This is a genomic window from Anabaena sp. EIM26 (assembly GCF_057568715.1).
The window spans coordinates 3,461,228-3,473,371 of the sequence record NZ_CM172472.1; the positions used below are offsets into that span (position 1 = coordinate 3,461,228).

The 12,144-nt window shown below is 37.4% G+C and carries 11 protein-coding genes; 3 read left to right on the top strand and 8 right to left on the bottom strand.

Features of this window, described 5'->3' with window-relative positions; genetic code table 11:
* Nucleotides 1-41 precede the first annotated feature (41 nt).
* From AC012T_RS15080 to folP, 3 genes are all read left to right on the top strand, one after another.
* Nucleotides 42-863 carry a class I SAM-dependent methyltransferase gene (locus AC012T_RS15080; protein WP_487059541.1) on the top strand — a complete coding sequence of 274 codons (822 nt, stop codon included), beginning with the start codon at nt 42-44 and terminating at the stop codon, nt 861-863.
* 341 nt (nt 864-1,204) lie between these two features.
* Nucleotides 1,205-1,930: a triose-phosphate isomerase gene (gene tpiA, locus AC012T_RS15085; protein WP_487066607.1), complete on the top strand. Its 726-nt coding sequence runs from the start codon at nt 1,205-1,207 to the stop codon at nt 1,928-1,930.
* Nucleotides 1,931-2,025: 95 nt separating this feature from the next.
* Nucleotides 2,026-2,874 carry a dihydropteroate synthase gene (folP, locus tag AC012T_RS15090; protein WP_487059543.1) on the top strand — a complete coding sequence of 283 codons (849 nt, stop codon included), beginning with the start codon at nt 2,026-2,028 and terminating at the stop codon, nt 2,872-2,874.
* A gap of 77 nt (nt 2,875-2,951) precedes the next feature.
* Here folP and AC012T_RS15095 read toward each other — a convergent pair whose 3' ends face one another.
* The 8 genes from AC012T_RS15095 to AC012T_RS15130 all read right to left on the bottom strand — a co-directional run bounded on the left by AC012T_RS15095 (nt 2,952) and on the right by AC012T_RS15130 (nt 12,107).
* Entirely contained in the window at nt 2,952-3,800 is an 849-nt protein-coding gene (locus AC012T_RS15095; RefSeq protein WP_487059545.1) for an SPFH domain-containing protein, read from the bottom strand.
* Between the two features lie 662 nt (nt 3,801-4,462).
* Nucleotides 4,463-5,314 (bottom strand): SWIM zinc finger family protein, encoded by an 852-nt coding sequence (locus tag AC012T_RS15100; RefSeq protein ID WP_487059547.1) that lies wholly within the window; start codon nt 5,312-5,314, stop codon nt 4,463-4,465.
* Nucleotides 5,315-5,374: 60 nt separating this feature from the next.
* Nucleotides 5,375-6,289: an Rpn family recombination-promoting nuclease/putative transposase gene (locus AC012T_RS15105; protein WP_487059549.1), complete on the bottom strand. Its 915-nt coding sequence runs from the start codon at nt 6,287-6,289 to the stop codon at nt 5,375-5,377.
* Nucleotides 6,290-6,331: 42 nt separating this feature from the next.
* A complete protein-coding gene (locus AC012T_RS15110) occupies nt 6,332-9,544 on the bottom strand; it encodes a DEAD/DEAH box helicase (RefSeq protein ID WP_487059551.1) in 3,213 nt (1,070 codons plus the stop codon).
* 83 nt (nt 9,545-9,627) lie between these two features.
* Nucleotides 9,628-10,272 (bottom strand): patatin-like phospholipase family protein, encoded by a 645-nt coding sequence (locus AC012T_RS15115; RefSeq protein ID WP_487059553.1) that lies wholly within the window; start codon nt 10,270-10,272, stop codon nt 9,628-9,630.
* 142 nt (nt 10,273-10,414) lie between these two features.
* On the bottom strand, nt 10,415-11,221 hold the full coding sequence (locus AC012T_RS15120; RefSeq protein WP_015214639.1) for an endonuclease domain-containing protein: 807 nt from the start codon (nt 11,219-11,221) through the stop codon (nt 10,415-10,417).
* A gap of 146 nt (nt 11,222-11,367) precedes the next feature.
* A complete protein-coding gene (locus AC012T_RS15125; protein ID WP_487059555.1) occupies nt 11,368-11,703 on the bottom strand; it encodes an element excision factor XisI family protein in 336 nt (111 codons plus the stop codon).
* Nucleotides 11,688-12,107 (bottom strand): XisH family protein, encoded by a 420-nt coding sequence (locus AC012T_RS15130; RefSeq protein ID WP_487059557.1) that lies wholly within the window; start codon nt 12,105-12,107, stop codon nt 11,688-11,690. The genes AC012T_RS15125 and AC012T_RS15130 overlap by 16 nt, the downstream gene beginning before the upstream one ends.
* Between the last annotated feature and the right edge of the window lie 37 nt (nt 12,108-12,144).

The following is a 12,144-nucleotide window of genomic DNA, read 5'->3' on the forward strand; positions in this document are numbered from 1 at the left end:
AAATAGATAATTTCTTCTGTAGTAGTACTACTTAAGTATTTATGCAAAAATTAGATCAACTTAAAAAGTTATATTCCCAAGACTTAGAACTGAGAAAAAACTGGTATTCTCCTGTCGCAGAAGCATATAATAAAGTCAGACCACGCTATCCCCAAGCAATCATTAAAAGTGCTGTTGAAATTGCTAAACTTACTTCTGATAGCAAGATTCTTGAGCTAGGATGTGGTCCGGGGAATGCAACTATATCTTTTGCTCAACTAGGATTTCCAATGGTTTGTTTAGAACCAAGCCCAGCAGCTTGTCAGTTTGCTAGAAAAAATTGTGCAGAATATCCAAATATAGAGATTCAGCAGACAACTTTTGAAGAATGGAAATTAGCACCAAAGAAATTTAATGCTGTTTTAGCAGGAACTTCTTTTCATTGGATGAACCCTGAAACAGCTTATACAAAAACTGCTGATGCCTTAGAAGATGACGGTGCTTTAATTTTGTTGTGGAATATGACACCTCAACCTAATTATGAAGTATACCAAACTTTGTATCAAGTTTATAAAATTCATGCTCCATCTTCAGCAAGATATGAAGATATAACAACGCAAGAAAAAATAGTTAAATCTTTCGGAGAAAAAGCCCTAGCTTCCGGTAAATTTAAAGATTTAGTATCTGATCATTTTATCTGTCAAGTAACTTATAGTGTTGATGATTATTTACTGCTGTTAGGTACTCTTTCACCATATTTAAAGTTAGAAGCTACAATTCGGGATGCTTTATTTGCTGGTTTACGAGAAAAGATGAATGAGCTTTATGGGGAAAGTATTGAGATCACATATATTTCGGCTTTTCAGGTAATGAGCAAGGTTTAGGTGAGGTTGCTCGCTATTAGATCCCCAATTTTTCTAAAAAATCAGATCCTGTAGGGTGGGTTAATGAAATGTACCCCACCTTATTTTGTTGATCTTAAGCGAAATCAATTTGTTCCACAATATAACTTAGCTAATTTTAGACAGGACTTATGCGATCGCTTTTAGAATCAAGGCAAAGAAGCGCAATCACCTCCAGCAGGTGAAGCAGCAAAGCATTTTTAAGGTTGAGAGAGCGATCGCCAAAGCAAAGCACTTTCCCCTCCCTGTAGACAAGGAATGTCCGAAAAAGTAGTACAGTGAAAAATGCATCTAGTAGCGTTAGCATCTTGACAAAATCACCTGTGCGAAAAATCGTTATAGCCGGTAACTGGAAAATGTTCAAAACCCGGTCAGAGTCCGAAGAATTTTTACGCGGATTTCTGCCCCACCTGGAGGAAACACCCTCAGAACGAGAAGTAGTACTGTGTCCTCCCTTCACTGACCTCAGCGTCATGTCCAAATATTTGCACGGTAGCCTGATCCAACTGGGCGCACAAAACGTCCATTGGGAAGAAAATGGAGCCTACACAGGTGAAATTGCTGCTCCCATGCTCACAGAAATTGGTGTCCGCTATGTCATCGTTGGTCATAGCGAAAGACGGCAATATTTTGGCGAAACAGACGCAACCGTTAACCTCCGTCTCCAAACAGCCCAAAAGCATGGACTCATCCCCATTCTCTGTGTTGGTGAAACCAAACAACAACGAGACGCAGGAGAAACCGAAAAACTGATTATCTCCCAGCTAGAAAAAGATTTAGTCGATGTTGATCAAAATAATTTGGTTATCGCTTATGAACCAATTTGGGCAATAGGAACCGGTGACACCTGTGAAACCAAAGAAGCAAATCGAGTAATTGGCTTAATTCGCTCTCAATTGACTAATCCCAACGTCTCAATTCAATATGGTGGCTCAGTTAAGCCCAATAATATTGATGAGATCATGGCTCAACCAGAAATTGACGGCGCTCTCGTCGGAGGTGCGAGTCTAGAAGCTGATAGTTTTGCCAGGATTGTTAATTATCAGTAGAACGCCATTTACAACTTGTTGACAAATCAATTTAGCCCTCTAAAACGGATTTTTGCTATTAGCCTCGGAATTTATTCCGGGGCGGTATGGAACTTATGTCAAAGCAATTAATTATTCGAGAACGCTGTTTCACCTGGGGACAGCGCACTTATTTAATGGGAATTTTAAATGTCACCCCTGATAGCTTTAGTGATGGTGGTCTATTTAACACAGCTTCAGCCGCTTTAACCCAAGCCCAAGCTATGGTAACTGCTGGCGCTGATATAATTGACATCGGTGGTCAATCGACTCGTCCAGGTGCAAAACAAATCACCCTCACAGAAGAACTTGACCGAGTACTGTCGGTTTTACAAGTCATCCGACCAGAAATTTCAATTCCAATTTCTGTAGATACAACTAGAGCCGACGTAGCCAAAGCTGCTGTAAAAGGCGGGGCTGATATCGTCAATGATATTTCTGGCGGTACATTTGACCCAGAAATGCTGGCAACAGTATCTAATTTAGATGCACCAATTATCTTAATGCACATCCGGGGAACTCCCCAGACAATGCAACAACAAACTAATTATCAGAATTTAATACAGGATATTTATAGTTTTTTATCTCAGCAAAAAAAAGCCGCAATCGCTGCGGGGATTAAAGAAAATAAAATCATTATTGATCCTGGTATTGGCTTTGCTAAAAACTATGAACAAAATTTAGAAATTTTTCGCCGTTTACCATCATTAAAAATGCTCAATTGTCCAATACTGGTAGGAGCTTCCCGTAAAAGTTTTATAGGCAACATTTTAAACCAACCAGATCCAAAAACCAGAGTTTGGGGAACAGCAGCAGCTTGTTGTGCCGCTATTTTTAATGGTGCTGACATCCTTCGCATTCACGATGTTTCAGAAATACGCGATGTCTCCCTAGTTGCTGATGCTATCTATCGACAGTCAGCATAACTGACAAAAAAGGGAACAGGGAACAGATAACAAACTTTAGTTCTGAGTTTAAAGCTCAGTCAAAAAAGCTGTAAATATTAACCAGCACCATTACCGTTACCAGAAGTTTTCTTCGGTTCTTCTTTAGTAACTGATTCAGCAATCAATTCCTGAAACATATCTGTGGAGTTAGCTGGATCTACAAAAACAATTTTAGCGTTATTGCTTTCACTAAGTTTTTGGCTGGCTTGTACATAATCTTGAGCCACAAGATACCGTAAAATATCCTTGCTTTCAGGATGGGAACGTAAGACTTCAGAAATGATCTCCATCGAAGTCTTAGTTCCTTCCGCTTTTTTAACCGCTGCTTGTCGCTCCCCTTCCGCTTCGGTAATCACTGCCCGTTTTTTTATTTCCGCAGCCCGTTCATCTTCCATTGACTTCCTTACACTTTCTGGCGGTGTAATTCTTTGAATATCTAAACGGATAATATTAACTCCCCAACCTTTTGTAATTGGATTCAATAAATCTAATAGGCTTTTGTCCATATCGGCTCTAGACATATTAGCTGCGTCTAAGCTATTCTGGGCAATAATTTCTCTCAGCGTAGTTGTAGCCAAGTTTGACAGTGCCTGTTGGAGATCGTCAATTTCATAAAAGCTTTTTTCTATCTCAGTAATGCGCCAGTAAACAACAGCATCAATTTCTAAGTAGATATTATCCTTGGTGATCACATTTTGAGGCTTAATATCTAAAACCTGTTCCCGTGTTGTGTCCTCCATGACAATTTGGTCAAGGAAGGGAACTATGAAGTTAAGTCCAGGAGTAAGTTTCCGATGATACCGCCCCATCCGTTCTACAAGGGCTTCATTCCCTTCATTAATTATTTTTGCAGATCCTAAGGCGTAACCTATAAGCGCTAAAACTATAGCAATGATTGGCTCCATATATGTTCCTTTTCAGCGGTTGATAGAATTTAGTGTCAAGAGTATGGTAATGGCTTTTCTTACCTGTCAGTCTAAATGTTTTGAGTTTGTAACTTTATGAACATGAGTAGCTGTAAATTTTATAAATATTGTACAGATTGGAAACTTTAGCGGAATACTATTCCTACGAAGCGCATAGCTATTAAAGCACCTTGATTACAAGCTGGCAAGTAGTAATCTTGTTATTAACTTTACCAAAAAAAACTCCATTGTGAATTATCAGCTTTCAAACTCTTATTCTCCGTAACTCTACGCGACGGACACTTAGCACTTAGCAACGTGGAAATATAGCTTATTGCAGGTAAATGAACGTGAGTTCGGTGTTAGGAGTTTCTCCTTAGGAGACGCTACGCGAACGGAGTTATGATTTTTAAGGGCGAGAGAATAAGGGTTTGAGACTCCTACTAGGGGCAAGTTTTCCACAAATTATCTTATGTCGAACTCACGTTAAATGAGGTAAAGAATAAGCGTGAACAATACTTTCACCAAGAAGTTTTTACTGCTCAGGGCTGACGCAAGATGTGACCGAAAACCTTATTCTTCCGTAGCGGTAATTCATGAATTACCGCTACTTTCGTTGTATTGTGCGTAAGTCCTGCTGCTGTATGGGCATATTGCAATCCTCACCCACCTACATTCATCGCTACTAAAACAGCCTTTTGACTAACATCTTTGTAAACTGTTTGTAAATAATTCATGGCGACATCACCGGCTGATGAATTTGCTAGACCTTCCTCATTTTTAGCTAAGGGAATTGTACCTAAAACATCTAATATTGTCTCATTAACTGAAGGCACAATGACTACTAAAGAGGATTCTAAAGGTTCATTATATTGCCAACAACTATCTAGATTTATGGAAGATTGATGATTAACAGTTACCTGTTTTTTTGCAGATTTTTCCTGTTTTAACGATGCTTCTGCCGATTTGATTCCAGATTTATTACTCCGTAACTGTCGTAAATCGCTAATAATTTGTTCTTTAGTCCGTCCTCGTAGCTGAAATAAAACAAAAGGATCTTCACTAAAGCGATCGCCCAACTGATAATATACAGCACCTATATGTTTGCAAGGAACTGCTTTATCAGGACAAGAACATTTACCATGAACATCTCCTAGAGTAAAAGGAAATAATGACAGCCCATTACTAGTAAATACATCTTCTATATTTTGTGGCATTTCTCCCGCTAGTAACTTAGCAGCATAACTAGCTTTTTGGGACATAGTTTCAATCACATAACCCCATTCTTCATCAGTGAAAGAATCAAGAGCAAGAGAAACTTTATAAGGTTCAACTTCACTCCCTTGCACCTTAGCTAATACCTTTGCTCCTTTAAACTCAATGCTTAAAACATTACCTTGTCTAGAATAGTTTCTCGCCCGTTCCAAACGCTTTTTAAAGCGATAGGAATCTAGTAAATCAAGCCACCTTTGTGACCACCATTCTCTACTTGCTTGTAGGGTATCGTTAGTCATAACTAATTTACAAATAACATGATTTTAGCCTATAAAAAAGTATTATTGAAGATTCTGCCATTAAACATTTTTCAACCAATTTTGTAAATCTTCCACAGTATCTAAATCAAAAATTGCTTCTCCCAAAGCTTCAATAATTTCTACATTTAAACTTCTAATACTGGTTTCTAATTCAATATCAATGATGCCAATTTTTCTATTAATTTGACGGAGAATTAAATTTTTCTCTCGTTCAATTCCTCGTTCAATTCCTCGTTCCATCCAGCTGGTAACTATTTGCATAACTTCATCCTTTTCTTTGGGTATAAATGAACTTAATTCTGCTGCAAATGACTGCTCTTCTATTTTATTCAATCTCAAATATGTGTCAATAAACCCTGATATTAGTTGCATTTTTGCTGGGTTTAGTTTTAAGGTTACTAATAACCTTAAACATTCTGCTTTTACTTTTGGCCTATCTGCTGGTTCTATGTTCATTTTTGACATTAACGCAGATGCTACTGGATTTTGACTATTTAAAAAATCTCTCCAATTGAGACGATTTAGTTGTACTACTTGATAATTAAATTTTAACACTTCTAAGTCAGGAAAGTTAATTTCATAGTTATTAACTGCTACTTTTTTGGGTGCTTCATAGGAAAATATAACGATAGGATATACTGGTAAGTCAAATTTTTGGTGTAATTTAGCAAAGTAGTTAAATAGCCTTTTATTAAATTTTGATTTTGCACCAGATTCTGCTTCAATATGAACTAGAAAGTAAAAAGGTTTACCTAAAAATTTTACTTTGGCTACTAAGTCGGCTTCATGTTTATCTCCTGTGGTGACATCGGTAAATAGTTCTTTATCTAATAATGTGACTGAGTTGGTGTCTAGATATTCCAGCACTTGGGGAAAGAAGAGTTCTATAAATTCTATGAAAAACGTGGATATTAGTTCTTTGAATAAGCGGTCATGGTCTATATTTTCTCTCATATTTTTATCTAATTCTAGTAATTATCACTATCTTATTGTTCTTTATTGTTCATCCTCATCAATTACTGCATTGCGGTCAAGTAATAATAAATTGCGGAGTTGGTCTGTATCCATATCTGTTAACCATTCTTCACCCGCACCAACAACTTGTTCTGCTAATTGTTTTTTACTTTCAATCATGTCATTAATTTTTTCTTCTAATGTGCCAGTACACACAAATTTATGCACCTGTACATTCCGAGTTTGTCCAATTCTAAATACTCTATCTGTGGCTTGATTTTCCACAGCCGGATTCCACCATCTGTCAAAATGAAAGACATGATTTGCTCTCGTTAAATTCAAACCCACACCACCCGCTTTCAAGGAAAGAATCATAATTGGTGGCCCTTGTGGATCGTGTTGGAAACGGTCAATCATTTCCTCTCTCTGCTTTTTACTTGTACTACCATATAAAAAGAATATTTCTCGACCTAGCTGCTTTTCTAAATAGGGTTTTAGTAATTTTCCCCATTCTGCAAACTGAGTAAAAATTAAAGCCCGATTTCCTTCTGCTAAAACCTCTTCTAACATTTCCTCCAAACGTTGTAATTTAACTGAATGATGTTCTGCTAAAGTTGCTAATTTCAAATATTGTGATGGATGATTACAAATTTGTTTGAGTTTAACTAACAAAGCTAAAATCATCCCTCGTCGCTGCAATCCTTCAGCAGATTCAATTTCTACTAAGGATTCATCTACCAATTTTTGATATAATTGTGCTTGTTCAGCACTGAGTCCACAGAACACCGTCATTTCTTGTTTTTCTGGTAAGTCTTGAATTATATCTTTATCAGTTTTCAACCGTCGTAAAATAAACGGTTGCACTAACGAACGCAGTTGCATTAAAGATGATGTATCACCATACTTTTCAATTGGCATGGCAAACCGTCGTTGAAAAAATTGTTTATTACCTAAATACCCAGGATTCAGGAAATCTAAAATAGACCACAACTCTTGCAATCTATTTTCAACTGGTGTCCCTGTTAAAGCGACACGAAATGTAGTTTCTAACTGCCTTACTGCTTGGGATTGCTTGGAATCTGAATTTTTAACATTTTGAGCTTCATCTAAAACAATTATTTGCCAATAAACGCTCTGAAATTGCTTAATATCTCGTTGAATAAGTGCATAACTTGTGATCACTAAATCATGTTTTTTAGTTATTTCTGTAAATGCCTTACCTTTGGGGCGTTTATCACCGTGATATTGCAAAACTTTGAGGGTGGGAGCAAATTTGTTTACTTCTCTTTCCCAATTACCTAAAACAGAAGTGGGACAAACTAACAAAGTGGGGTTTTCTAGTGCGTCTTCTTCTTTGAGGTGAAGTAAAAAAGCGATGAACTGCACAGTTTTTCCTAATCCCATATCGTCTGCTAAACAAGCGCCTAAACCCCACCGTTCTAGAAAGGCTAACCAAGCTGCACCTCGTTCTTGATAAGGGCGTAATTGTCCTCGGAAATTTGCAGGTGTGGGTAAAGTTTCTATAGCTTGATTATTGGTTAATGCCCCAATCAATTCATGTAATGCACCCGAAGCTTCAAAACTTACAACAGGTAATTTTTCAATTACTTGAGTATCTCCATTACTAATCCGTAAAGCATCTTCTAAAGAAAGTGCCATTTGGTCTTTGCGAGAGGCAAAAAATGTTTGGGCTGTTTTAATATCTTGGGGACGCAATTCCACCCATTCACCATTAATTTCTACTAAAGGACTTTTCAGGGCTACTAATTTATCAAATTCAGCTTTAGAAATTGTCTGTCCACCAATTGCTAATTGCCACTGAAAATTCAGCAGACTTTGTAAACCTAAGCGTCCTTGTTTTTGTTTTGGTGTTTCGGCATTAATTTTTAAACCTAAGCGATTAGCCCATCCTTCTCGGTTGGCTAAACTTGGTGGTAAAATTACTCCTAAACCGCTATCTTCTAATCTCCAAGCTACAGATTTGATAAACTCATAAGCTTGCATGGGTGTGAGGTGGCAAAATTGAGGAGATTCGGTTTCTAAACTAGGGGCTATAACTGGATATAATCGAGAAGCTAAACCTAAACCCCGCAAAAATGTTTCTTGGGGTTCTTCAATTGTGCGATTTTGATGAACTAATTTCTCAATCGGGTTAGCCCAAATAGTTGCTGCATTGACTAAAAATTCAGAATCATCGGCTGCTTGCAGAAAATAAGCCAATATCCAATCTGTTTCTCCTGTGTCTGGGGGAAGTAGTTGAAAACAAGTATGAAATAAAGCTTTTCCTGTTAATTGATATTGCAATGGCAGAGTCCAAGCTTTCAGGGCAGCTTCTAGTCTTTCTAGTCCCACTGCATCAGCATTAATGATGTTAGATGCACTGTTTAAAGCTTGTAACCACTGCTGTACCGCAGATGGTAAAGATATCATGACCCTATTTTCAACGGGAGATTGAGAACCAAACATTTCACGGATTTGGGAATCTATTACACTGTTGAGAAATCCCAAAATTAATTCTTGTGGTTCTATAGGTATATCAACAGCTAAGTAAGATTCAATATCTCCTATTTCTTGTTGATATGTGCGACAAGTTAAGGGCATTTTAGCGGCAAATTTTTCCAACCGAGTTACATCTACAGCACTGTCTAAAAGTACTTGCCATTTAGCAATTAAAGAAGCATCTGATTGTTTTTGAATGGTTGGTAAAAACTTACAGCGTGAGATTAAGTCTAAACTCCAACGAGCTATTTGTACCCAAAAACGTAAATCTCCGCCCAAAAAGGCATATTTGTCATCTGTTGAACTCAATGGTAATGAAGTGAGGAATTTAATTGCTGTAGTAGAATTGAGACAGAAACCATTAATTTGCCAAGGTTGTAAATGTTGTGAAGACAAAAAATCTATGCCCACACCAACAGAATAGATCGGAGAAATTGCTGTAACTTTTGATTTATTGGTTGCTAAAAAATCAGTTGGTAAAGAAACTATTTGTGAATAACTTGGTGATTTTGTTTTTGCTATTGCTTGACTCTTAAGTTTTTGTTTAGTAGTGGAAGATGGCTGAATTAAATTAGCAATTGATAAATTAGATAGTTCTAAACATTCATTTAATTCGACGGATGTCATCGCCAATGGATGTAAAGGAATTTCGGCAGATACTTCAGTCTGCACCTGTGAAGAACGCCAAATTTCTCCCCAAATAAAGAAATAGCTATTTTGATTATTTATTACCCAATTTCCGTGTAAAATTGCCATTTTTTAATATACTAACTATTCATTGTATAAATTGCTATGTAGCAATGATGGGTTCGTACTAATATTTTATCATTCAGTTTTAACTAATAGATTGGTGGATCGTCTCTTAATCTCTGTGATGTTTCCTGAAGCCGCGCGAAACTTTCTTGGCGCGATCGCTCGATCATGAGTGTTTGTAAAATTGGATCGATAATGGGTTTGGCATCTTGATAGCCCCGTTTTTGCAAGAGTTGAATCCGTTGGGGGCTGAAATCTAGTAATTCTCTCAGATTACCACCGATATCTTCTGTTGGACGAATTTCAATTATTGTTTGGTTAGGGAAATCATGACGATTCCAAACTTCACCATTGCCTAAATGAATGACGATCGCATGGGTACAGCCGCGATTTGCTAGGGCTTGGAGGGGGACATTATCACCCAGCCAAGCATCAACATAATCCTTTCCATCAACCTTACGGGACTTAAAGGCTAAAGGAATAGCAGCACTGGCGAGTAGTGTTTGATAAATTTCTTCATCGGTTTTGGCTGATTGGACATGGATATATTCGGCGGATTGTCCCAGATTGGAAGCGATCGCATTGCCTATGGTGGGGACAATCTGACCTGCTTTGTGTGAAGATGCTAGAAAGTCAATTTCTGCCAGATATTTGACCACACCTGATTGGTACGCGCCCTTAGCACCGCCACCTCCTAGTACCAATCCGAGTTTGATTTTAGCTTCTTTCATGTAATAATTTGAATTATTAATTTCTTAATTTATTGAAAATTTAACTTTTGCCAATTCAATAATCAATAATGAAATGCAATTAGTTCTGATAGGATTTCGCATATCTATAGCAATATTATGAAAATAATATATGCTTCTAAAATTAAAATAGAGTCAACTGTTCCGAACCATCTAAGCCAATTTTGCGAGGCATCCTTTTTTGGTCATCTTTCAGTCCACCTAGGTTTTTGATGTTTTCTAGAATTGTAGGAATGCAATATTCAGTCATTTCTTCTCGGATCTTTTTAGAATTGAAACGAATAGTTCGCCAACCAACAGTCTCAAGATCGTTATCCCTGAGATTATCTTCAGCAATACGGTCTTTGGCTGAATGCCAAGTATCGCCATCTGTCTCTGCATCTATTTTTCCTTTTTCACAGTAAATGGCAAAGTCAAGGAGATAAGTTTTATCTTTAATTTTTTCTTCCTGTTGACGCTCGGCATCTATAGAATAACGCTTGAATTCAGCCCAAAGCTTATCTTCTAATGGGCTTTCGTCCCATAGATCGTTAATTTCGGCTGCATTTATTAGCTTTTCCCAAGTTGTAGGAATAAACAATATACGTCTGAGCCTACGGCTATAAATTGGCTGCGGTAGTTTTTCCATAGGGTGTATGTTTATTTTGTAATAACGTTTCTGACTTTTAGAGTTTGGTGATTCATCAGGAAAAAGCTCATGTCTGAAAGTCTGACTAATAGACTTTATAGAAGCATAGTAATTAACGGCAAATGCCTCATCACGAAAAACTTTTGGCTGATAAAAGGCTAACCATTTTGGTTCCCAAACATTACGTTGTTTAAGACGTTCCACTTGATCAGCAGGAATCCGATACCAGTTTTGCTCACAGGCAATTTTCATGTCCGATTTTGCTGGCATAATTGCTACAAGTACTTCCCCACGCTTTGCCATTTTTAACCTATTCCTAATAACCTCGAAAGTATTCTAGCTATTTAGTTGCCTATCTAGTTGGTATTATAGGCGATCGCGTAAGTACTGCTGCAAGCAGTTCGCTATTATTAGTAAGTTGTTGCGTTCTATCTTGGAGAAGATGTACACTACTTTGGAGATCCTGCGATCGCTTGTTGCCAACTGGTGACGATATCTTCTTTTTTGATTCCTGCTTCGATGAGTGTATCAACTAATCCTTCTTCAAAGTTGTCTTCTTCAATGATGATTTGAGAATTGCCGTTATCTTCTTCGATGAGTCGCGCATGAAATATGACATTATCCATCCAACGATGTTTATCCCGACCTGTGGCAAGAACTACAAAATGTCCAGACTCAGCATCACAAACTGGATAAAGTTTGATTGCTTGCAGACTAGGTTGATCAATTGTGGCATCTTGTACTGTTTTTTTGAGGATGTCTACATACTTTAGTGAGTTATCCATTTGACAATTACCTCCTGATCTGGGGAATAGATTAATAAATTTATTTTATTGCGCTGGATAGCAATCTGAAAAATTGGTCTTTGAAATTGTGAAATATACACAGATTGACTTATAGCTAAAAACAATTGACGCTCTGGTTCTTGTTCTTCTAATGCCCATTGGTAAAGTTGAAGTTGACCCATTGTTTTCTCCAGTTCACTGATTACCGAAGAAGCATCAAAATCTTTGATCTCAACGGCTATTTTACGCCCTTCTTTTTCGGCGGTGAAAAGCTTTTCTGCTCCTAAATCAGCTTTTAAAAGTGTCTCTCCAAGTACCAAGATCAACGGATCGCTGGTAATTATCCATCCATCTTTTTCAAGGGTACGGCGTAAGGGAAAATGTAAATCATCTCTTCTAGACATATTTTAGCTTGTATGCATTTTTGATAAAAACTATTTG